Raw genomic sequence first — 23,430 nt, forward strand, 5'->3', positions numbered from 1 at the left:
TTGTTCAGATCATAAAAAATCAATTGTTGGCAAATCCTTATTCAATGAAGCTAATGGTTTCAACAAGATCAGAAATCATCACATCAAAATATCCTGCTTCATTCACTCTATCATTGCGAGCGTTTATGAAACTAATATCTTGCGGTGTTAATGTAAAGGTTACCATTTTTTCTTCTCCCGGCTCAAGAGTGATTTTGTCAAATCGTCTTAAGCGTTGTACATCAGGAGTGATGGAGGCATAATGAAGCGAGGTAAACAGCTTAACCACCTCTTTTCCTTGACGGTCACCTGTGTTTTTAACATTTACAGAAATTTCTATGGATTCATTTGCTGTGAGTTGATCACTGCTGACTTTCAGATGACTATACTCAAAGGTTGTGTAGCTCAAACCAAATCCAAAAGGATATTGAATGGCAAAATCTGATTCATAATCATATACACCTTCCATTCTGGCTTGATTTTCAGATGGCTTATGATCATATGTAACCAAAGTATTAACATACATTGGATAGGTAAATGGTAGTTTTCCGTTTGGGTTATAGTCGCCAAAGATAACATCTGCAATCGCCAACCCTCCAAAATTACCAGGCAAGTATGCATTCACTACAGCGCTCATGAGTGGTTCAATTTCACGGATAATCCGTGGACGTCCCTGATTCAGAACCAAAATCATAGGTTTTCCTGTTCTAGCCAGAGCCTTTGCCAGGTCAATTTGGTTTTGAGACAAAGTAAGATCATGTAAATCACCCGGTTTTTCGGTATAGCTGTTCTCACCAAGAACAATTACAATGTAATCCACATTGGCAGCTGCTCTTACAGCTCCGGGAATATCAAAGGCCTCGTCAACCCAGTAAGCAGCATCATTGTCATACCTCACACCTTCTCTAAACATAACATTTCCAGCTCCAACTTTGCCTCTGATGGCATCCAGAATGGTTGAGTAGTCTTGTGCAAACTCATCAACTTTCTCTCCCTGCCAGCTGTAAGTCCATCCGCCATTCAATGCTCTCATCGAGTTGGAATTAGGTCCCGTTACCAGAATGCGGCTGTTTTTTGATAGGGGAAGGATGTTGTTCTCATTTTTTAAAAGAGTGATTGACTCTTGTGCTGTCTCTAAAGCCACTGATTCAAACTCCTCACTTCCAAACAGCGGGTAGTCTTCGTAATGAGTTACGGGTGTGTCAAACAAACCTAATTTAAACTTGGTATTTAAAATTCTGCGAACTGCATCATCAATTCTGGACATTGGAACCTCTCCTTCTTTTACCAGTTCAACCAGATAATCGCAGAAATCAAGATTGTAAGGAATCATGGACATATCAATACCCGCATTGATGGCCAGTTTGACGGCTTCTTTTTGTGATGCAGCCACCCTGTCTCTGTTGTGAAGATTTTCAATGTCGGCCCAATCTGTCAAAAGCAGACCGGTAAAACCCAATTCTTCTTTTAGCAGTTCTGTCAGCAGTTCATATGATGCATGCACAGGCACACCATTGATCAATCCGGAATTAACCATGATGGTTTGTACCCCTGCTTTTACTGCAGCTTCGAAAGGGGGAAGGTGGCGCTCTCTGAGTTCAATCTCAGGAATCAAGGCAGGCGTTCTGTCTTTTCCGGAAAGAGGAGTTCCGTAACCCAGAAAATGTTTGGGGCATGAAGCAACACGGTAGGGACTGCTGATGTCATCCCCCTCGTAGCCCTTTATCATCTCCAGTCCAAGAACTTTTGTATGATATACATCTTCGCCAAAAGTTTCCCAGAGCCTTGCAAATCTGGGGTCACGTCCCATATCCAGCACAGGTGAAAAATTCCATGGTATGGAAGAAGCCCGCGTTTCATATGCAGTGATTTCAGCAGCTTTACGAACCAAATCTCGGTTAAAGGTAGCACCTTGACCAATTTGCTGCGGGAAAAAAGTTGCACCAGCGGTGTATGTTGTTCCATGAATGGCGTCAATACCATATAAAACAGGAATCCCCAGGCGGGTCTCATTCATGGCAACATCCTGAATCTGGCTGATTACTGTATGCCATTTCTCTACAGTTCTGGCTCGATTGTTGGCCGTATTCAGAATTGAACCTACACCATAATCCACTACGGCTCGGCGAACAAGGTCCATATCCAGAACCAGCGGTTCATCGGAAACCATTTCGTTTTCTCCTTTGGTGATGACATCCAGGGTAATTTGTGCCATCTGACCAACTTTTTCTTCAAGGGTCATTTGAGCCAACAATGCTTCCACTTCAGGAATTCTCTCAACCGTGGCAGCAGCGTCATCTGTTTTTTCTGAGGCACAACCAAAGATAAAAAGCAGTACCGACATGCCAATAAGCAGTGATTTTTTCATTTCTTCAATTTTTAGAATTGTTATAGAATATTGCGATTTAGCAGAACATTCACGATGGGTATCTTTGTTTTGCGTAATTTCAATCAGGTTAAAATCCCATAAGTCAAAATTATTGTATTCAATCCGTTTATGTATTATGAAACACCTCATATTAACCTCATATTTCATAATTGAATTGGCTCACAAAATACTCACATCAAAAAACTGATAAAAACAATAAAGTGCAGAGATGGAGGGTGATAACATCGATATCGACATTTATATAACATATAAAAACATTCTCGTATTGATGTTTTTTAACGCATAATTATTGTTTTAGAACTGACTTTATTTTAGCAAAAAAAAGGTGTCCGAACGGACACCCTTTTTCTCTTTCTTGTAGTTTTTTATTGAATTCGATATTATATTAAGATTTACTCTGTATAATTCACCGTAGCTTTAAGGTCATCGATTAAAACATCAAAAGCTCCAGGCTCGGTAACTCTTTTATTTTGTGCATTGATAAAGCTGATGTCCTCAGGCGCAATACTAAAACTAACGGTTTTAGTTTCTCCCGGTTCCAATGCAATTTTCTCAAACCTTCTTAAACGACGAACATCAGGTGTTATTGACGCAAAGTGAGTTGAAGTATACAATTGAACAACTTCCTGACCTTGCCGATCGCCTGTGTTTTTTACATCTACCGAAATATTGATGCTGCCATTTGGTCTTAAAACATCACTGCTCACAGATAAGTTGCTGTATTCGAAAGAGGTATAGCTCAAACCAAAGCCAAATGGAAATTGAATGGCAAAATCTGATTCATAATCATACATTCCGGCCATTCTTTCCTGATGTTCTGAAGGCTTGTGGTCATAAGTAACCAAAGTGTTTACATACATTGGATAGGTAAACGGAAGTTTACCGTTTGGGTTGTAGTCACCAAAAATAACATCGGCAACAGCTATGCCTCCATAGTTTCCGGGCAGGTAGGCATTGATTATCCCGCTTACGAGCGGTTCAATTTCCCGAATGATGCGAGGACGTCCCTGGTTCAAAACCAAAATAATGGGTTTACCTGTTTCGGCCAATGCCTTAGCCAGGTCAATTTGGTTTCTGGATAGAGTGAGATCATGCAAATCACCGGGCTTTTCACAATAACTGTTTTCCCCAAGAGCAAGAATGATGTAATCAACATTTCTTGCGGCACGAACCGCTCCTTGTATATCAAAAGCCTCATCTACCCAGTATGCTGCATTGTTATCGTAACGAACTCCTTCGCGGAAAATAACATTTGCTGAACCAATTTTATCACGAATGGCATCCAAAATCGTAGAGTATCCTTCATGAAACTCATCGGCATTGCTTCCCTGCCAGGTGTACGACCAGCCTCCGTTGAGTGCGCGCATACTGTTCGCATTTGGACCAGCAACCAAAACTCTGGAGTTATTTGATAAAGGAAGAATGTTCTCTTCATTCTTTAGCAGTGTCATAGATTCTTGTGCCGTTTTAATTGCTTCAGCAATAAATTCATCGCTTCCAAACAGCGGGTAATCTTCGTAATGGGTAACCGGGGTCTCAAACAAGCCTAATTTAAATTTAGTGTTCAAAATCCTGCGAACTGCATCATCAATTCTGGACATGGGCACTTCACCTTCTTCAACCAACTCTATTAAGTAGTCGCAAAAATCAAGCGTGTATGGAATCATCGACATATCAACACCTGCATTAATGGCCAGCTTAACAGCTTCCTTTGGTGAAGAGGCCACTCTGTCGCGATTGTGAAGATTGTCAATGTCAGCCCAGTCTGTTACAACCAACCCTGTAAAGCCAAGCTCTTCTTTTAGCAGTTCAGTAATCAGTTCATAACTGGCATGAACGGGTACGCCATTTATTAATCCACTGTTAAGCATGATGGTATGTGCACCTGCTTCAATAGCAGCCTTGAATGGAGGAATGTGGCGCTCTCTCAATTCTATTTCCGGAATTAATGCGGGTGTACGATCTTTACCGGAAAGCGGTGTTGAGTAGCCAAGAAAATGTTTGGGGCAAGATGCGACCCTGTAAGGGCTTCCAATGTCATCGCCTTCATATCCTTCTACCATTGCCACTCCAAGAACTTTGGTTAAATAGACATCTTCACCAAAGGTCTCCCACATTCTTGGAAATCTTGGGTCACGACCAATGTCCAGAACCGGTGAAAAGTTCCATGGCAAAGAAGAGGCACGGGTTTCATATGCTGTAATTTCGGCTGCACGACGAACTAACTCCGGGTTAAAAGTGGCAGCCTGCCCAATTTGTTGTGGGAAGAATGTTGCCCCGGCGGTATATGTTACGCCATGGATGGCATCTATTCCATAAATTACGGGAATGCCCAGGCGCGTTTCATTCATGGCCACATCCTGGATCTGACTGACAATCGTATGCCACTCCTCCACAGTTCTGGCTCGGGTAGAAGCGGTATTCAATACCGAACCAAGGTTATAGTCAACAATGGCTCTGCGTACAAGATCCATATCCAGTCGCATGGGCTCCTCAGTATGAAAATGATTCGCTCCAACTGTTAGAGCGTCAAGAGTCAACTGAGCCATCTGACCCACTTTCTCTTCAAGCGTCATCTGTTTTAATAAGGCCTCAACCTCAGGAATTCGCTCAACCATTGAAGCTGCATCCTGTTTCTTTGGTGTTGCACAGCCAAAGAAGATGACTAATACAATTAATCCAGATAATAGTTGTTTTTTCATCTTGTAAAGTTTATTTAGTTGATTTATTTATATCCTCCTTTTGATCACTCTTCAAGTACAAAAAAACAAAAAAAAACGTTAGTGTAAAAATAACACACTAAAAAAATAGCAAAAGCATCGTTGATTATTGATCATTTGCCCCCATACAACCAATTATTTTGAGCTAAGTTAGGAGTTTTTCGAACTCAGGACAAATTCTGATTGCAACTTTGAAATGATTCTAAACTCTCTACAGAGATTATCTGAAAAAATGAGAAAAGCTAAATAAACCCGAGGATTCGGAAGAGATCAGTGCTGAATTCGAACCCAACATGCTCTCCTTGATATTATTTTTCATTTTGAACAGAATCAAGCCTGAAATGAAAAAGAATTGAAGCAAAAACGCCGGACTCACCATCACGTTAGCAATATAAAATTAAATATCAGAAGCTTTGAGCTTTAACAACTCGAGAGCTCCTGAATTTAAATTTTATTTAGTCGGCTAAAAAAGTTTGAGCGATTTATAAATCTGTTACCAGTCCGACCCTTTGCAAATGAATAAAATTACCGGATACATCTGAATTCGGATTGAAGTTTGGAGACATTAAAACGAGCCTTTCATCACAAACATGAAAGATTCTGTGCAAGTCCAAATGCCTCATATTACCTGCGATATCATCAAATTCTTCCTGTTCGTAGGCGAAAATCAAATATGGATGTCCATCTGGCCCATTAAAAACTCTCCAAAAAGGCATTGGATCATCCAGCCGGTAACGTTCGGAACGTTCCCATGACCCCTCCTGGTTTATTTTAGACCCGTCAGGGAGCAGATGAAGTAGCTCAACAGTTTCATCAGGCAAATTAGCGGTATGATTCAATGCATCAAAGTCTTCCGCAGAATGAGGCAACCCATCGGGGGTGACAGCATAATACCTCCAGCTTCCCACAATATAGTTACTAATAGCGGGGATTCCTGATGGTAAAAACTGATGTCCGCCACTTAATAATGGCTTCTGATCTGGATCTAATTCAAAATGAAAAAAGTTTGTAAAGCGTTCATCCTTGCCTTTGGCCATTAGCTCCATTCTCTGTTTATTATACTCATGTCTGGCGATTCGGAGGTTAAACATTACCCCCATTGCTTCTTTGCTTTCTTCAATTATCTGCCCTGCTTCTTCAAAACGCCCTGTAATGGATAACACTTGCATCAGATTTCGATATACTCCCTCTGCAATATTTCTGTTAATTCTGCTTCTGCGGTTATTAAGATCTGCTTCTTTAAGGGCGTTTTGCCATATGTCAATGGCTTCATAAAACAGTTTAAGTGCAGGCTCTGTGTTCCCATCATTATATTTTTCTACAGCTTCCATGGCGATGTTGTATGCATGGTTTAAATCATCATGGTCATCGCTCCGGTGGATGTAGTGTAAACGTGTTCTGAACTCAGGTTCATAAAGTGGCGAAAACATATAGGATAAGTGTTCAGATATCCCATTATAAGCAAACATGTCACTCTCCATATATACATTAGGGGATGTTTCCGAATCCCTGGTGAATTTGAAATAATTAAATACACGATAATAAAGAATTTGCCCATCTCTGTCTGTAATCGTTAATTCAACAGGTTGAGAGAACAAGATGTCCTCGCTTCTAGTTCTGGTAAGATAGACATTTGAGCCGATCGCCCATTCGCTATGCCTGTATGCGGGAAACATTTTTCCGACAATTCTCAGATCTGCATCGGAGTTTACCCGTTCAAGGCCATGAATCTGAAGATATACATTGTTAGAAGAAAATGTTTTAGCCTCTAGCGGCAGAGGGATAAAAGCAGAATTCCGTTTCTTTACTTGTATTATTTCGCTGCGTACTCTTTGTGACTCTATGGTGTTGTATCCGATAAGAAAAACGAGAAGTAATAAGATTTTAGATTTCATTGAATTAGAGTTTTTAACAATTATTAAAATACAAACAGGCAAAAATAACGTTTTTTATCAATTTCGAGTAAAAAATAATAAGTTTCCAAATACAATAGATCGTTAGACTTTAAGATTATTAGATATTAGATATAAGTAAACTTCACATTATCAGGTGATTGTGCAGCATTACAACAAGTTTGTAAACGGCTGATAATTAGATAAATAAAAAAGATTAATGAATTAATACAAATAGAATCTTTTAAACTGTTTATCAGGAATTTTTATCAGTGGCACCCAAAGGCTGTCTCAAAAGTAGAATAATAATATTCAACACATACAGTTTGTAATCAAACTCGTTTTCACTCCTCCAAACCTCCCCCAAGTGGGAGGATTGGAGGGGTGAATTGTATATGCAAAACATTGCGATTTGAAAGATGTGGAAAATTAAAATTTACTTTTGAGTCAGCAGCTACTATAGATAACTCAACAGACCATATTGTAATTTCTTTGCCCAGGTTGTTCACATTTCACCAAAAAGAATAATATATAACAACACCTGCATAATTCTACCAAATACCAATTTTGATATTATATTTGAAATTCATAAAAAAAATCCAGGCATGCAGACACTACTTTCGGTACCTGAAAACCTTGCAAGTCAGTTTAGGGCATTAAACATTTCATCCGATAAAGATATTTTTGCCTTGTCAGATCCGACAGGCACAAAAATTGGTTCAGGAGGTGGCACGGCCTGGCTTCTTGCTAAGTATTTTGAAATAAAAAAGAATTTATCCTTCGATGAATTTCTTAGAAATGAGAAAAAACTCATCATTCATGCCGGAGGCCAAAGCCGGCGATTGCCGGCCTACGCACCTTCCGGGAAGATTCTCACTCCAATTCCGGTTTTTAGATGGAGCCGCGGTCAAAGTTTGTTTCAGACGCTGCTTGATCTTCAAAAACCTCTCTATGAAGAACTGCTGTCTGTTTCATCGGGTAACTGCAATACACTGATTGCAAGCGGGGATGTGCTTATTATTTCAGGGCAGCAATTTCAACAGATTCCTGAGACGGATGTGGTTTGCGCAGGAATATGGGCTGATCCACACCTGGCTTCAAGACATGGCGTGTTTTTCACGCCACGCGAAAATCCCGGCGAATTAAAGTTCATGCTTCAAAAGCCAACCCATGAAAAAATAGAAGAACTTACCAGCGATCATCTCTTTATGATGGATGCCGGTATATGGATGCTCAGCGACAAAGCAGTAAAAGTGCTGATGAAAAAATGTGGATGGAATGGCAATAGTTTTGAGAATGGCCTTCCAGAATTCTACGATATGTACTCGGCGTTTGGCTCTGCCTTGGGGGCAGAACCGCACCAACCTGACCCCGCGGTTTCGGAACTGACTGTGGCACTGCTTCCACTGGAAAACGGGGAGTTTTACCATTACGGTACAAGTCTGGAATTGATAACTTCTTCTGAGAAAATTCAAAACAGAATAAAAGATCAAAGAGCCATATTGCACCACCGTGTGAAGCCTCACCCCACTCTGTTTGTGCAAAATGCTCAAACCGATATCACTCTTACCGGCAATAATCACCATATATGGATTGAAAACAGCCACATTGGCTCAAAATGGAAATTAAAAAACCACCACATTATAACCGGAGTTCCCGAAAACAGTTGGAACATTGAAATCCCTGCCGGAATCTGTCTGGACATCATTCCTGCCGGAATTGATAAATATTGTATCAGGCCATATGCCATAACCGACTCATTCAGCGGGACAGTGAAGCAAGCAAACTGGCAGGAGTGTTCGCTTATTAAATGGTTTAGCCATAAAAAAATCAATATTGATGAAGCCGGGATAAACCCGGATGAGGATATACAGGATTGTAAACTGTTCCCATTGGTAGGAAAAGATGAATTGACACAGAAATTTGTGGAATGGCTTCTTAACTTTGATGCAGAAAACAGAGACCATACTAAATTTTGGATCAATTGTGAAAGATGGTCGGCTACGGAGATCAGTGCAAAAGCAAACCTTAAAAGACTTTTTGCCCAAAGGGTAAAGTTTGCCTGGCAATCTGTTCCAAAACTGGCCGAAAACTATAAAAGAAGCGTCTTCTACCAATCGAATCTGAAAGAACTGGCCATAGGTTACGCAGCAAAAAAGCTGCCATTACCGCAATTGTCGCCAACAGATATTTCGCCACTGATTGTTGCCCGTCAGCAAATGCTTCTTGCGGAGATAGAGCGATTCAAAGGCAACAACCCGTCTCCCTTGGAAAGCAAGGCTCACCAGGCATTGCAAAAGTTCATATACACAACAGACAATCATCATGTGAACCCGCAATTGAATGTTTTTCCTGATCAGATTGTATGGGCAAGGAGTCCTGCCCGTTTAGATTTGGCAGGAGGTTGGTCAGACACACCACCTTACTGCATACAATCGGGAGGTAGCGTTGTAAATCTGGCTGTTAACCTCAACGGTCAACCTCCTTTACAGGTTTTTATCCGCACCTCGCCGGAACATAAAATCACCATTAGAAGCATCGACAATGGAGTCAGCGAAACCATTGAGAACTATAATGATATAACAGGATATAATGATGTTGAATCGGCTTTCAGCATACCTCGAGCTGCATTGTGTCTGGCCGGTTTCCACCCTGACTATAACAACAAACAATTCAGTTCACTTTCTGAACAACTCCGGGAATTTGGAAGCGGGCTTGAAATCTCCCTGCTGGTGGCTATACCAAAAGGTTCCGGGTTGGGGACTTCATCCATATTGGCAGCCACCATACTTGGTGCACTGTCAGATTTCTGTAAACTTGGCTGGAATGATCACGACATCTGCAACAAAGCATTAATTCTTGAGCAAATGCTCACAACAGGAGGTGGCTGGCAGGATCAGTACGGAGGAGTTTTCCCCGGCTTAAAGCATCTCTCGTCTCAACCGGGAATGCAAAGCAAAATCAGCATCGACTGGCTACCCGACACTGTTTTCTCTAAGGCTGAATTTAAAGATTGCTGGTTGCTGTATTACACTGGCATAACAAGAGTAGCCAAAAACATACTAGCAGAGATTGTTTGTGGGATGTTTTTGAATGAGGGCAGCCGACTGCGCATTGCCGATCAAATTAAGGAGCACGCCTTCACCACCCGTGAAGCCATTCAGAAGTGCAATTTGCATCAAACAGGATTAATGATCCGGAAATCCTGGGAATTAAACAAAAATCTGGATCCCGGCACAAATACGCCTGAGATACAATCCATCGTTGACCAAGTGGACGACGATTGTTTGGGATTGAAACTATTAGGAGCAGGCGGTGGAGGCTACCTGCTTATTTGTGCAAAATCACCACAGGCAGGCCAAAAAATCAAAGAGACTCTGGAGAAAAATCCTCCCAATACCCGAGCCCGTTTCGTAGAAATGGAAATCAGTAATCAGGGGCTTCAGGTTTCAAGATCCTGAATCTCTTCAATGATTTTATCAGTGGCGCCCAGCATCCTATTTACATAGGATGCGGCTGCTTTTCCTGATCGTTCAAGTTCATTGCCATCCCCATCTCCCCAAAATCTACTCATCAGTTCAAAAAAATCTTTCTCTTCCTGAATGGCAAATCCGCCACCTTCATTAATCAAATCCACAGCTTCTTTGAACTTCTTGTATTTTGGTCCAAAAACAACAGGCATTCCGTAGGTTGCAGCCTCAAGCGTGTTGTGGATACCCTTTCCAAAACCACCACCTATATACGCCACACTTCCGTAGCGATAAATGGCCGACAGCATGCCAATGGTGTCAATGATCAAGACCTTTGCTTCTGACGGCAATTCTCCATTCTCAGTTTTTGTAAACCGAATGGTTGGTACCGATAATCGCTCTTCAATTTGCCTGATATGCGAATCGTGTATTTGATGGGGGGCGATGATGAATTTTTCAGAAGGAGAAGATTGATTGATGTATGAAGCAAGAATCTCTTCATCCGGAGGCCAGGTGCTGCCTGCCACCAATACTTTTGCACCACGTGCAAAAGTTTCTGCCAAAGGCACATCCGCTGCTGATTTAGCAATGGACGCAACTCTATCGAAACGGGTATCTCCGGCCACAATGAAATGGTCAATCCCTAAAGATTTTAAGAGTTCTCCGGATGTTTCATCCTGCACATAGAATTTCGTAACACATTGAAGGGTTTTTCTAAACCAGCTTCCGTACCATTTAAAGAATATCTGGTTTTCCCTGAATATGGAAGAGACACTAAATAATGGGATGTTTGCACGTTTAAGTTCGTTGAAGTAATGAAACCAGAACTCATATTTCACAAAGAAGACCGCTGTGGGCTTGATGACTGAAATGAAGCGATGTGCATTCTTTTTTGTGTCTGCCGGGAGATATAGCACGACATCAACCATATCATAGTTTTTGCGAATTTCATACCCTGAAGGTGAGAAGAATGTGAGCACAATGGAGCAATCCGGCTTTTTAGTACGAATGGCTTCGATGAGCGGACGCCCCTGCTCAAACTCGCCTAAGGATGCACAATGAACCCATATAACTTTATCCCTGAGGGTAAGCGAATCAATTTTATCCCAAACTTCCGAACGCCCCCGGGACAACATGGAGGCCTGTTTATTAAACGGACTTAACAGTTTTACCATGAAATGGTAAAACTGTATTCCGATGTTATATAGTATCCGCATAATCAATATTTTTCAGGAACAGCAATATGAGTGTGTGATAAAAACATGGCAAAAATACCATATCAATTCAGTCTAAACCACATTTTCGTTCAAAAAAATTGCCGAAGTCTGAAATAAATAAGATAGACCAAAGCTGGCAGGAATGCGCAGCATAATTAGTTATTCTGAGCACATAGGGGCATTGTTCATAATTAACAAAGATATCAGGGCTAACGCCCCTCTGTTTTCCAATCTTAATGTACTATCCTACGAAGATTGCAGGGCTAACGCCCCTAAATTGCAAAAGAACGTACATTGGTTATTCCTGATACTTCGGGAGATCCCTTAATTCATCCACATTAACTCAGTTGATTTAGCGATTTTCATGGCTCGTTTCATATTACAATGTCCCGCCATGCAATATTTAGTCTTGCTTTTCATTATTGAGTAAAACCTGCTTATGTCCAAAAAAACAAAAACTCTGTTACTCTAATACTAAATATGCACGTAAATTATTTTACTTTTGCATGACGAAGTGTTGAACCAGACTAAACTGGTTTTCAACCAGGAATTTAATCATAACATTGGATATTATATGAGTAACGAGATGTCTAAACCTGAAACACCCGAGATAAAAAACAATTTCATTTACCAGGAAATAGATAAAGACCTCGCAGAAGGTAAAAATGGCGGGAAAATCCTGACCCGGTTTCCACCTGAACCAAACGGGTATCTGCACATCGGTCACGCAAAATCCATATGTCTTAATTTTGGCATAGCCAAAAATTATAAAGCTGCATGCAACCTCCGGTTTGACGACACCAACCCGGTTAAGGAAGATGTGGAATATGTGGACTCCATTCAGGAAGATATTAAATGGTTGGGGTTTGCATGGGAAGGGGAGCCAAAATACGCTTCAGACTACTTTGACCAACTTTACGACTGGGCCGTAAAGCTCATCAAAAAGGGCAAAGCATATGTTTGCGAACTCACCCCCGAAGAGATTGCAGCACAAAAGGGCACTCCTACTGTTCCGGGAACAGAAAGCCCCTACCGGAATCGCTCCGTTGATGAGAACCTTGACCTGTTTGAGCGCATGAAAAAAGGGGAGTTTAAAGATGGTGAGAAAATTCTCCGTGCAAAAATTGATATGGCTTCGCCCAATATGCACATGCGTGACCCGATTATGTACAGAATCATCCATAAACCACATCATAGAACCGGAGATAAGTGGTGCATCTACCCCATGTACGACTACACTCATGGGCAGAGTGATTTTATTGAAGCCATCACCCACTCCATTTGTACCTTGGAGTTTGAGGTACACCGGCCTCTATACAACTGGTTTTTAGATCAGATACTGGAAGGAGAATCCGCACCTGAAGTTCGTCCGAGGCAAATAGAATTCGCCCGTTTGAATCTGAATTACACCGTTATGAGCAAACGCAAATTGCTGGAACTGGTTCAGAAAGGTATTGTAGCAGGCTGGGACGATCCCCGCATGCCAACCATCTCCGGGTTACGACGAAGAGGATATACGCCGGCTTCTATTCGTATGTTTGCGGACAAAGTGGGCGTTGCCCGACGTGAAAACGTAATTGATATGGGTCTACTGGAGTATTGCATTCGTGAAGACCTGAACAAACGCGCCATGCGTGTGAACGCTGTTTTGAATCCGGTAAAACTGATCATCACCAACTATCCTGAAGATCAGGTTGAGATGATGGAGACCATCAACAATCCGGAGGATGTAAGTATGGGTGCAAGGGAGATCCCTTTTTGTAAGGAACTTTACATTGAGCGTGATGATTTTATGGAAGATCCGCCAAAGAAGTATTTCCGTTTGGGTCCTGGCAGAGAAGTTCGTCTCAAAAGCGGATACATTGTGAAATGTGAAGATTTTAAGAAAGATGCAGATGGCAATATTACAGAGATTTATTGCACCTACGATCCTGAAACCAAAAGCGGGATGCCGCAAAGCAATCGGAAAGTAAAAGGAACCCTGCACTGGGTCTCGGCCAGACATGCCATTGATGCGGAGGTGAGACTTTACGATCGTCTGTTTATGGATGAAGAACCCGATGGTCACAAAGAGAAAGATTTTAAAGAGTTTTTGAATCCGGATTCTCTAAGAATATTAAGCGGCTGCAAAGTAGAGCCCTTCCTAAAAGAGAGTAAGCCGTTGGATGGATTCCAATTTCAGCGCCTTGGATATTTCTGTGCAGATAAGGAGTCCGCTCAGGAGAAACTGATTTTTAATAAAACGGTGGGTTTGAGGGATAGCTGGGCTAAGGTGAATAAATAAGAAGAATTCAAGGAGGGGTATTAAAAGTTTAGGTAACCACAAAGTTCTCAAAGGATACGTAAAGAGATGAATGCTCATTGAAATTGTACTCTTTGCGAACTCTGTGAATTACTTCGTGATCTTTGTGGTTGCTGTTTTCCTGGCAGCACAGGCAGGCTCTTCTTTTTTATCATCTATCCAGCCATCTCTTCAACATTTGTGCTTTTGAGCGGCTTACGACTATTTTTTCTTTGCTGATTTCAGGTTTAAGTCTGACAATTAACTTCCCTCCAAAATAGTTTTCTATGCGTTCGATGGCATTGAGGTTAATGATGTATTGCCGGTTGGCTCTGAAAAATGTATCGTAATCCAGCTCCTCTTCAAGTTTATCGAGAGTAAAATCCAAAACGTGAATCTTACCTCCGAAAGTTAAAGCTTGTACCACTTTCTCTACAACGAAGAAGGAGGCCACATCATGAACCGGAAGCTGAATATATCCATCGGCCTTGGCAATCATAAACCGTTGGCGGAAGCGTGGTGCAATTTTACCGATGTGTTGAGCCAATTGGGATAATCGATGCTGATAATCATCTTTCTGATCTTGGGCAAAGGTGTTCATTATCTTTTCAATCTTTTCGAAAACCTTTACGAGGGAATCTTTTTTTATTGGTTTTAAAAGATAGGAGATGCTGTTGTGTTCAAAGGCGTCCAACATGTATTCGTCATATGCTGTTGTAAACACAATGCCCTTATTGCTTAGGTCAACGGCTTCAAAAATATCGAAACAGATGCCATCAGCCAATTGGATGTCCATGAATACCAAACATGGTTCAGGATGATTCCTGAACCATTCAATGGACTGGTTTACCCCGGTAAGTTTTGTCAATATATTGCAATCTGGTTTTACCTCAGTAATCATTTTCTCCAAAACCTGAGCCAGATAATGCTCATCTTCTACTATCACTGCATTCCATTCCATATCATCAACTTTTAATTAGTCAAATACAGGCACTTTAACGGTAAAATGTTTGTCATCGCTTTCTACAACCAGATCTTTATCCTCAGCCAAAAACTGAATGCGGCGTTTCAGGTTTCGCAAGCCGGTATTGGTGGAGTAAGTCGATAGTTTAGGTTGCAGATTGTTGGTTACTTTCAGCATATTTTCTTCTATGCTGATTCTAATCTGCAAAGGATTCTCTTTAGTTGCCACGTTGTGTTTAATGGCGTTTTCCACCAAAAACTGAAGGCTTAATGCCGGTACTTTTCTTTTTGTTTCACTCTCCGGAACATCATACGCAACCATTAATCCATTAACCAGCCTTTCCTGATGAATGGCAACATATGATTTGATAAACATAAGTTCATCCTGTAACGAAACCAGCTTATGGCGGCTGCTCATGAGTACATATCGGTAAACATCGGTGAAATTTCCGGCAAAACTCAGGGCTTTTTCACTATTCTCGGGAATCATTGCCATCAGTGTACTCATGTTATTGAACAGGAAATGTGGATTTAACTGATCCTGTAATGCAAAATAGTCCAATTCAAGTTTCTCTCTTTGTAAGCGTTCATTTTCTACGATAAACCTTTTTAGAGTTTCATGATAATTGTACCCAATGAGACTGATGACATAAATAATGGTAAAAAGAATCAGAATTGTGACAGCTACATAATGGTCATCGCCGGGTTCACGCCCGGCGTGTTCAATAAACAATAATTTAGACATTTTTCCAGCCATAAAGCCCACTGTATGAAGCCACACCACAGAAAATGTAAAGAGAGCAACCATTCGTTTACGAACGGCAGTGTGCCAGGGGTATCTTTGGGAAATTAGTGCATCAAATATAAAAATTCCTTCACACAAGCAAACCAGGGTAACTACAACAAAGGTAAATGCTTTGAAACTTTCGGAATCGAGCTTTACAGAATCGTCTCCAACCAATGCCATGATTAGCCAGGAAATAAAAACTGAGGCAATTAATTCAATGGCAATTCGCCGGAAATCAAAATAGCGAGGCTGTACTCCCGGTGTGAAATTGTTTATTGGCATATTTTAAAATCTTCAGTTTGAATTCTGAGGGACGGTTTATAACCGTCTTGATTCTGTATTTATTATGGTTTAGTTGATGCTTTACAGGTTTCGATTTAGTTATCGATATTATCGCAAATTAGTCAATATTCTTGTTTTGATAAAAGAAAAGGAGGCATAGATGCCGTTGCACCCTTCCTCCTTTTCCTGATCAACCAAACTAGAAAGAAAAATATCATGTTATAAATTCATCTGTTTAAATCTGATTTTTATAGACTCCCGAGTACTCTGGAGAACTCGTCCCGAAGCATCGGGCCTCGTTTCATCAAAAGACATTAGATACAATGCAAATATAAAGTGTCCTCATGTTGGTATTGGAAAAATGTTGCGGAAAGAATATAATTGGAGACCGAAAGAGCATTTTCTGGATATGAAGTGATAGGGAGGAGTCACTCTAAATAAAAGGTAACCCCGATATTTAAGCTCCAGATGTCTTCAAAATCAACAAAACTACTGTTGATGAACTCATCCATATAAGAGTCCAATGTTACCATTTCAAAAAAGAGTGCTCCATTTCGAAAAAGTCCATTTCCTTTAATTATTTTCCAGTCGGCACCAAGAAAAGGAGCCAGATAAATGTCATTTTTAAAAAAGTATCGCCTTTTAATATGCTGTGGAATCTCATGATATGTATTTCCCGATAGGTTCAGGTTAAGGGAAACACCTGCACGGATGTTGAAGTCTCTATAGAAATGCTCTCGAACAAGGTTAAAACTGTTTTTTAGAGAAAGAACCGGGGTTGTTCGGGTTTTATCCAGATTTTGATACATATAGCCAACGAATATCGTTGGCTCATAAAAGTTAAGAACATGGTATCCAGCTCCCATGGAAACAAAACCGGCTCTTCGCATCATTTGTGCAGAATAGAAATCCGGCATCAGCCAATGATTCTGATTATCTGGTTGGATCTTGATTTTTCCATTCAAGACAGATAAATCACCCATGTCATCAAAACCATACAAATTAAAACTCATTATGGTCATCGAAATAAGAGCTTTAATTTTGAGGTCTGAATTGCTGAGCGTTGTGGGTGGTTTCATTTAATACGAATGATGGATTTCAACCTGCGTTTAATAGAAGATATTACTCTACGGCACCATTTAAAAAACAGTAGGTGTCCGGTTGTTAAATATGCGTCAGACTGGTCAATCTGAGAATATTCGACCATCAATGAAGCAAGCATATCCATTGGTAAATCGAGCATTCTCAAATTATGAATGGCTATATTACGTGAATAGTCCCGGAAGCGAAGTCTGTTGATGTCAATAAGACAAAACCCGTATCCATCGGGGATGGGGTAGTAGAGCACGTTTTTGAGAGAGAAGTCGCCATGAAAAATTCCTTTGCGATGCAAATCGTAGGTAAACCTTGCAAAATCAGAAAGCCCTTTTTCGCTCTCCGTAGATGCTGTGGAGAAAAGTTCTTTAACTGGTTTGCATCTGACATACAGACTAACGAAGTAGCTTTGTTTTAGAAATATGCCTTCATAGAGATCAATGTATCCAACCGGCATTGGGGTAGTGACTCCCATTTCAGTCAGTTTTAATGCGTACTCATAAGATCGTTCTGCCTTTGATTTTCTAAACAATTTATAGATTATGCGGTTTGCGAGTGTGAGCTTTTTGTAATATTTAACCACCAGTTGTATGTCTCCTACTTTGAATACTTTAACCACGTTTCGGTGATTTTTGATGACCACGGGGTGGTCATCAAAAATTTCCGGAATGGTTTCTACAAACCATCTGAGAAATCCAAATGAAGCATTGATCTTTTTATCTATTTTATACATAAACCAGTATATTTTAAATTAGTGGTTCCATTTTCGCCCTGATCCCAAACTTGGGAGCCTCATTGGATCTTGATCCTTTCCATTCTCCATTGATTCTGAAAACATGCTGTATTGCAAATCTAACCTATGAACTCTGAGATTTCTTTATATTTTTGTTCAACATTATAAAATAGAACCTCAACTATCATTAGTAAAACCTGAGTCGAAAATAAAAGTCTAAAACCGATAACATGAAACGAGCCATGAGAAATAGTTCTCACACAGGGGGATGATTATCTGGCGAGTTCCATCTGATAACTAAAAACAAATTTTAAACAGATGAAAGTTCTTGCAATTAATGGAAGTCCCCGAAAAGGCGGGAATACAGAATTAATGATTCAAGAAGTGTTTAAAACTCTTGAAAAACATGGGATTGAAACAGAAGTGTTTCAGCTTGGCGGTAAAAAAGTGAATGGTTGCACTGCTTGTAACAAGTGCCGTGAAAAGGCAGATGGTAAATGTCATATTCAGAACGACATCATTAACCAATGCATTGAAAAGATGCGTGAAGCAGATGGAATCATTCTGGGCTCGCCTGTCTATTTCTCGGATATGACCCCGGAAATGAAAGCTTTAATTGATGTTTCAGGTTACGCACTCAGGGGATGTGGTAATTCATTGCGAAGAAAAGCAGGAGCAGCTGTGGCTGTGGCTCGCAGAGCAGGTGGAACCAATACCTTTGTTAATATGAACCAGTTTTTTCTGATTATGGAGATGATCATTCCGGGCTCCAGTTATTGGAACGTAGGGTATGGAAAAGATAAAGGCGATGTGTTGAAAGATGATGAAGCTTTAAAAACCATGCATACATTGGGAGAGAATATGGCTTGGTTGTTATGTAAAACGAAAAATTAATTTGTTTATAGTTTATGGTTTATAGTTTTAACTATAAACCATAAACTTCATTACACTTTCGTAAGGTGTGTTTACTCAACAATCGTCATCTCTTCAATTAAGTGACCGGCACCTGCAAATTTGTCAATAATAAAAAGTACATATCTGATATCCACATTGATGCATTTTTGGAGCTCGGGTTCAAAGGCGATGTCACCGCTCATGGCTTCCCAGTTTCCGTCAAATGCCAATCCAATCAGTTCACCATTGCCATTGATGACGGGACTTCCGGAGTTTCCTCCTGTTATATCGTTGTTGGTGGTAAAGTTTACATACATTCGTCCATCGGCATCTGCGTAACGACCATAGTTCTTATCGCGGTGCAGCTGCTTGAGTTTTTCAGGTACGTAAAACTCAAAATTATCCGGATCTTCTTTCTCCATCACTCCCTCAAGGGTGGTGTAATGCTTGTATATGACGGCATCGCGGGGTTCATAGTCACCAACTGTTCCGTAACTAAGCCTCATGGTAAAATTGGCATCGGGATAAAAAACTTTATCAGGTTTCATCTCTTTTAACCCTGCTATGAAAAGCCTGTTTGCTTCACTCAATTGGCGTTCTGCCTCCTGATTCATTCGCAAAAGTTCACGGTAGGTCTCAAAGGTTGAAATGCCAGCCTTATAAGCAGGGTCGTTGAGCAGCCTTCTTAACCTTGGACGATCCAGGAATGCATTTAAATCATCCTGATTCACAAAAAATGATCTGGAGAAGAAATAGGAGGCCATCGCCTCATAATCGCCCTGGTGTCTGCGAGGAATCTCTTTAAAAAACTTCGGATGAAATTCTTCAGGGATATTTTCTGCATACTCTCTTAGCATGGCAGCCATCACTTTTCTATCAAGTGGTGCATGATAGTCGCGGTAAAACTCTTCTGCTCTTTCTCTGAAATCAGAAATGGCCGTTTGAATTCCCTCTTCATTTCCGTCTTTAAGAGCGTTTTCAAGTTCTCGTGCGTTAGATGCGAAGAAAAGCAGTTCAGTTCCTCTCAATAGAGTTTCACGCATGTAATTGTTTGCCTTGTAGTGGTCGGCTCTGTTTTCATAAGCCTGCTCCAACATTGCTAGCACTGCTCCATATCTCTCTTTTCGTGATTCATCCTGATTAACCCATTGCGCAAATTCATTCTCCAATTCCCGTTTTTGATCCAAAACATTCAGTGCTTCAAGACCGCGATTCATGCCAATGCTGTTTTTCCAGTAATTGGAACTTCGTGAGAATTTAGTGGCATATTGAAGCCTTACTTTATCGTTTTCAGCCATGGCTTCAGCCCAAATGTCCTGCTTAACGCCACGTACATCTATCAATGTTTGATTGAAAATATTCATCCTCTCTTCAATTCCCCAGGACGAAAGATATCTCTGTGTGCTGCCGGGATATCCCAACGTCATAGCATAATCACCTTTTTCGTAACCTTTGATGGATATTGGTAAGTGGTGTTTTGGTTGATATGGTATATTGTCGCGACTGTATTCAGCCGGATTTCCGTCTGCATCGGCATACACTCGAAAAAGGGCAAAATCACCGGTGTGGCGTGGCCACATCCAGTTATCGGTGTCGTATCCATATTTCCCGATGCTGCTGGGTGGTACACCAACCATGCGCACATCATTGAAAACCTCATAAGCCACCATGAAATACTGGTTTCCGGCGAAAAAATCGCGTATCTGAATTTGATATCCGCTATCTTCCTGTTCTGCTGTAGTCAATTCTCTTATCCGTTCGTTGATGGCCGCTTGACGGGATTGTTCATTCATTCCATCTTCCACTACTGAAAGAACATCATCGGTTACATCCCGCATCCATTTCATAAAAGTCGCGGTGAGACCCGGAGCATGAAGTTCTTCCTCCAAATTTGCTGCCCAGAAACCATTGTCGAGGTAGTTGTTCTCCAATGTGCTTAACTCCTGAATCTGCCCATAGCCGCAATGGTGATTGGTTAGCAGGAGCCCTTTATCGCTGATCATTTCACCTGTACAGCCACGTCCAAAAATCACGATGGCATCTTTCATCGAAGATTCATTCAGGCTGTAAATCTCTTCAGCTGTTAATTGGAGCCCCATCTGCTGCATGGTCTCCATATTTAATTTTTCCAGAAGGGGAAGCACCCACATTCCTTCATCGGCTTTGGCATTGGCTAAAGCAATAACCATCAGAATGATAATACCCTTTAATATTTTTCTCATTTTACAAAGTTGAATAATCTTGTTTTAACACATCATTAAAGCACTAAATATAGAAGTTTTTAAAAACAGAACAACTGAAATTTATCCGGTATAAGAATTAAGTAACTTTAAATTCACTTTTTTTAACCCTTTGTCAACAAAAAAGCGATAAACGTCAAAGAAAATGCTTAGTTAATAAAACAATTATTGTTATTAAAAACTAAAAGGAGCACCTTTAAATATTATATTAATCTTAAATCAAACTATTATGAGAAAGAAAATTTTATTCGTGCTAGCATTGGTGGTTATTGGTACTGCCACATCATTTGGTCAATGGAGATTTGGTGGTGGATTATCATTAGGAACAGAAGCGGATGCCGGAGATTTAGGCTTCGGGCTAAGTCCACGTGCTGACTATACCATCAACGAAAATTTTAGAGTTGCAAGTAACTTCACCTATTGGTTTGTTGATTCTGACTATACCTCTTGGGCCTTAAACGGAGATGTACATTATACTTTTGCCGGGGATGAGGAATTAAATTTCTATGGACTTGCAGGTTTGAATTATTCGAAATTAAGTTCTAGTTTTGGTGGATTAAGTGTATCAAGCAGTGAAATAGGGTTAAACCTAGGTGCCGGAGCTAATATGGGGATGTTTTTTGGAGAGATTAAATATGAAACTACTTGGACTGGGCAACTTGTGTTGTCGGTTGGTGTTTTGTTTTAGATATGAGTTCTTTAAATATAGAAGAAATGCTGTCGTGAGACAGCATTTTTTTTACAAAATAATCGATATTAAAGTCCCAGACTCAATTGCCCATCCGTTAATCGAAAAGTTTTTCTGTGAAGAGGTGATATTCCGTTGGCCGTAATTCCTTCTCTGTGAGTTTTTGTTGGATAACCTTTGTTTTTATCCCATCCATAGAATGGATATTGTTCATGAGCTGCATCCATCAGTTCATCACGATGAGTTTTGGCCAGAATGCTTGCCGCAGCAATGGAAAGATAAGTAGCATCACCTTTTATTACGCATTGATGCGAAAGGCCGTCATAAGGATAAAAGCGATTCCCATCAATTAATAGAAACTCAGGTTTTACCGATAGTTGCCCAACTGCTTTATGCATGGCCAGAATGGAGGCTTTTAGAATATTGATCTTGTCAATCTCTTCATTGTCGACTAAGGCAACAGCCCAACTGATGGCTTCTTTCTCAATTATTTCACGTAACTCCATCCTCTTTTTATGCGACAGCTGTTTGGAGTCGTTCAAAAATGGATGACTAAAATTGTCCGGCAGTATGACTGCAGCAGCTACCACCGGTCCTGCCAGACAGCCCCGACCAGCCTCATCGCATCCTGCCTCCAGCCTCCCCGGTAGAAGAGATGATTTCAGTGGATGTTTCAGTAACTTACCTGACATGTTATAACCACATAAGACATTTAAGAAAATTTAAGAGTTTTCCTCACTGGGAGCTTAACCTTAAACTTAGAACTTCAAACTTTGAACCTAAAACTTAAACAATCACTTCTCCCTATAAATCACCTCCATTACAGTTTGTCCTACTGCTTTTAATGTGGCTTTGTCAATGATGTCCATATTATCGGCATGGGTATGCCAGTAACTACCAAAGCTGGTTGGAGAGGTAGGGTCGTGCTGAATGATGTTGACACTTGGGATGTTCAGATGCTTATAAACGTATACGTGATCGTCGGTGATAAGGCCACCAATTCCGAAGTTAAACCACGCACCATAACCCAGTTCATGAGCGATGTTCCAAATGTGATCCACCAACCGGGGAGCAAAGCGAAGACTGTGCTGTTCTCTGTAAAATTGGGCATCTTTAGCTCCAACCATATCCAGCAGAATGCCAAAGCGGGCGTAATAATTTCTCACATGAGGATTTTGACCCCAATACTGACTTCCCAGACACCAGGTGTCTGGTCGATATGGAACATGGATATGATCCGGAATTCCGTAATCCTCGGCATCAAAAAAGATGATATCAATGCCCGGATGGGTTGGGTTTTCTTGCAGATGTCGAGCAATCTCAAGAAGAACCCCCACTCCGCTACCTCCGTCGTTGGCTCCCAAAATTGGCGTGTTACGCATGGCAGGGTCAGGATCATGATCTGCAAAAGGCCTTGTATCCCAGTGCGCAAATAGTAAAAGCCTTTCACTCTTTTCAGGTTGAAACTGCCCGATGATGTTTCTGATGTTTAATCGTGTATTATCGAAGGCCCTCACTTCAGCTTCTTGTACTATTACGTCGGCACCGAACCTCTCTAAAGTTGCAGCCAAATACTCAGCACAGGCAATGTGCTCCGGGGTATTTGGAACCCTGGGTCCAAAACTCACCTGCTTTTCAATAAAATAGTAAGCAGAATCAGCATTGAATTCCGGAGTAACTAAATCAGGCTTTTCAACAGTCGCAACAACAGAACGTTGTTGATTTCCGGATCCCTGACCACATGCTATTAAAAGCAGGGGGATAGCCACCAAAAATAATACACTATTCTTCATCCGATAA

15 protein-coding genes are annotated in these 23,430 nt (G+C 40.8%); 4 read left to right on the forward strand and 11 right to left on the reverse strand.

Annotated features, from left to right (window positions below; translation table 11 throughout):
• Nucleotides 1–37: 37 nt before the first annotated feature.
• From EV194_RS09510 to EV194_RS09520, 3 genes are all read right to left on the reverse strand, one after another.
• Nucleotides 38–2,347 (reverse strand): glycoside hydrolase family 3 N-terminal domain-containing protein, encoded by a 2,310-nt coding sequence (locus EV194_RS09510; RefSeq protein ID WP_132433809.1) that lies wholly within the window; start codon nt 2,345–2,347, stop codon nt 38–40.
• A 413-nt stretch (nt 2,348–2,760) separates the two neighbouring features.
• A complete protein-coding gene (locus EV194_RS09515; RefSeq protein ID WP_132433810.1) occupies nt 2,761–5,070 on the reverse strand; it encodes a glycoside hydrolase family 3 N-terminal domain-containing protein in 2,310 nt (769 codons plus the stop codon).
• Nucleotides 5,071–5,570: 500 nt separating this feature from the next.
• On the reverse strand, nt 5,571–6,983 hold the full coding sequence (locus EV194_RS09520; protein WP_132433811.1) for a hypothetical protein: 1,413 nt from the start codon (nt 6,981–6,983) through the stop codon (nt 5,571–5,573).
• 602 nt (nt 6,984–7,585) lie between these two features.
• Here EV194_RS09520 and EV194_RS09525 point away from each other — a divergent pair.
• Nucleotides 7,586–10,441: a bifunctional fucokinase/fucose-1-phosphate guanylyltransferase gene (locus EV194_RS09525; RefSeq protein ID WP_132433812.1), complete on the forward strand. Its 2,856-nt coding sequence runs from the start codon at nt 7,586–7,588 to the stop codon at nt 10,439–10,441.
• Here the strand turns inward: EV194_RS09525 and EV194_RS09530 are convergent.
• On the reverse strand, nt 10,423–11,667 hold the full coding sequence (locus tag EV194_RS09530) for a 3-deoxy-D-manno-octulosonic acid transferase (RefSeq protein ID WP_132433813.1): 1,245 nt from the start codon (nt 11,665–11,667) through the stop codon (nt 10,423–10,425). The genes EV194_RS09525 and EV194_RS09530 overlap by 19 nt on opposite strands.
• A 574-nt stretch (nt 11,668–12,241) precedes the next feature.
• On the opposite strand from EV194_RS09530, the gene EV194_RS09535 reads away from it, so the two are divergent.
• Nucleotides 12,242–13,951 carry a glutamine--tRNA ligase/YqeY domain fusion protein gene (locus EV194_RS09535; RefSeq protein WP_243699375.1) on the forward strand — a complete coding sequence of 570 codons (1,710 nt, stop codon included), beginning with the start codon at nt 12,242–12,244 and terminating at the stop codon, nt 13,949–13,951.
• A gap of 169 nt (nt 13,952–14,120) precedes the next feature.
• Here EV194_RS09535 and EV194_RS09540 read toward each other — a convergent pair whose 3' ends face one another.
• The 4 genes from EV194_RS09540 to EV194_RS09555 form a co-directional block, all read right to left on the reverse strand.
• Nucleotides 14,121–14,909 (reverse strand): LytR/AlgR family response regulator transcription factor, encoded by a 789-nt coding sequence (locus EV194_RS09540; RefSeq protein WP_132433814.1) that lies wholly within the window; start codon nt 14,907–14,909, stop codon nt 14,121–14,123.
• A 15-nt stretch (nt 14,910–14,924) separates the two neighbouring features.
• Nucleotides 14,925–15,980: a sensor histidine kinase gene (locus tag EV194_RS09545; protein ID WP_243699376.1), complete on the reverse strand. Its 1,056-nt coding sequence runs from the start codon at nt 15,978–15,980 to the stop codon at nt 14,925–14,927.
• Between the two features lie 428 nt (nt 15,981–16,408).
• Nucleotides 16,409–17,059, reverse strand: coding sequence for a hypothetical protein (locus EV194_RS09550; RefSeq protein WP_132433815.1), 651 nt, complete (start codon nt 17,057–17,059; stop codon nt 16,409–16,411).
• Nucleotides 17,056–17,808, reverse strand: coding sequence for a lipopolysaccharide kinase InaA family protein (locus tag EV194_RS09555; protein WP_132433816.1), 753 nt, complete (start codon nt 17,806–17,808; stop codon nt 17,056–17,058). The genes EV194_RS09550 and EV194_RS09555 overlap by 4 nt, the downstream gene beginning before the upstream one ends.
• A gap of 318 nt (nt 17,809–18,126) precedes the next feature.
• On the opposite strand from EV194_RS09555, the gene EV194_RS09560 reads away from it, so the two are divergent.
• On the forward strand, nt 18,127–18,702 hold the full coding sequence (locus EV194_RS09560) for a flavodoxin family protein (RefSeq protein ID WP_132433817.1): 576 nt from the start codon (nt 18,127–18,129) through the stop codon (nt 18,700–18,702).
• A 71-nt stretch (nt 18,703–18,773) separates the two neighbouring features.
• Here EV194_RS09560 and EV194_RS09565 read toward each other — a convergent pair whose 3' ends face one another.
• Nucleotides 18,774–20,924, reverse strand: a complete 2,151-nt coding sequence (locus tag EV194_RS09565) for a S46 family peptidase (RefSeq protein WP_132433818.1) — start codon at nt 20,922–20,924, stop codon at nt 18,774–18,776.
• Nucleotides 20,925–21,171: 247 nt separating this feature from the next.
• Between EV194_RS09565 and EV194_RS09570 the strand changes: the two genes are divergently transcribed.
• Nucleotides 21,172–21,630, forward strand: coding sequence for an outer membrane beta-barrel protein (locus EV194_RS09570; RefSeq protein WP_132433819.1), 459 nt, complete (start codon nt 21,172–21,174; stop codon nt 21,628–21,630).
• 68 nt (nt 21,631–21,698) lie between these two features.
• Here EV194_RS09570 and EV194_RS09575 read toward each other — a convergent pair whose 3' ends face one another.
• Nucleotides 21,699–22,322 (reverse strand): ribonuclease HII, encoded by a 624-nt coding sequence (locus EV194_RS09575; protein WP_132433820.1) that lies wholly within the window; start codon nt 22,320–22,322, stop codon nt 21,699–21,701.
• Between the two features lie 102 nt (nt 22,323–22,424).
• On the reverse strand, nt 22,425–23,423 hold the full coding sequence (locus EV194_RS09580; RefSeq protein ID WP_132433821.1) for a M28 family peptidase: 999 nt from the start codon (nt 23,421–23,423) through the stop codon (nt 22,425–22,427).
• Nucleotides 23,424–23,430 lie beyond the last annotated feature (7 nt).

The sequence above is a fragment of the Natronoflexus pectinivorans genome (assembly GCF_004345615.1).
GTDB classification, from domain to species: domain Bacteria; phylum Bacteroidota; class Bacteroidia; order Bacteroidales; family Marinilabiliaceae; genus Natronoflexus; species Natronoflexus pectinivorans.

Bases quoted from the DNA above. Each gene is read 5' to 3' on its own strand.
- EV194_RS09565 (WP_132433818.1), bottom strand. From the start codon at position 20,924: ATGAGAAAAATATTAAAGGGTATTATCATTCTGATGGTTATTGCTTTA.
- EV194_RS09520 (WP_132433811.1), bottom strand. From the start codon at position 6,983: ATGAAATCTAAAATCTTATTACTTCTCGTTTTTCTTATCGGATACAAC.
- EV194_RS09560 (WP_132433817.1), top strand. From the start codon at position 18,127: ATGAAAGTTCTTGCAATTAATGGAAGTCCCCGAAAAGGCGGGAATACA.
- EV194_RS09580 (WP_132433821.1), bottom strand. From the start codon at position 23,423: ATGAAGAATAGTGTATTATTTTTGGTGGCTATCCCCCTGCTTTTAATA.
- EV194_RS09545 (WP_243699376.1), bottom strand. From the start codon at position 15,980: ATGCCAATAAACAATTTCACACCGGGAGTACAGCCTCGCTATTTTGAT.
- EV194_RS09550 (WP_132433815.1), bottom strand. From the start codon at position 17,059: ATGAAACCACCCACAACGCTCAGCAATTCAGACCTCAAAATTAAAGCT.
- EV194_RS09570 (WP_132433819.1), top strand. From the start codon at position 21,172: ATGAGAAAGAAAATTTTATTCGTGCTAGCATTGGTGGTTATTGGTACT.
- EV194_RS09515 (WP_132433810.1), bottom strand. From the start codon at position 5,070: ATGAAAAAACAACTATTATCTGGATTAATTGTATTAGTCATCTTCTTT.
- EV194_RS09555 (WP_132433816.1), bottom strand. From the start codon at position 17,808: ATGTATAAAATAGATAAAAAGATCAATGCTTCATTTGGATTTCTCAGA.
- EV194_RS09575 (WP_132433820.1), bottom strand. From the start codon at position 22,322: ATGTCAGGTAAGTTACTGAAACATCCACTGAAATCATCTCTTCTACCG.
- EV194_RS09530 (WP_132433813.1), bottom strand. From the start codon at position 11,667: ATGCGGATACTATATAACATCGGAATACAGTTTTACCATTTCATGGTA.
- EV194_RS09540 (WP_132433814.1), bottom strand. From the start codon at position 14,909: ATGGAATGGAATGCAGTGATAGTAGAAGATGAGCATTATCTGGCTCAG.
- EV194_RS09510 (WP_132433809.1), bottom strand. From the start codon at position 2,347: ATGAAAAAATCACTGCTTATTGGCATGTCGGTACTGCTTTTTATCTTT.
- EV194_RS09525 (WP_132433812.1), top strand. From the start codon at position 7,586: ATGCAGACACTACTTTCGGTACCTGAAAACCTTGCAAGTCAGTTTAGG.
- EV194_RS09535 (WP_243699375.1), top strand. From the start codon at position 12,242: ATGAGTAACGAGATGTCTAAACCTGAAACACCCGAGATAAAAAACAAT.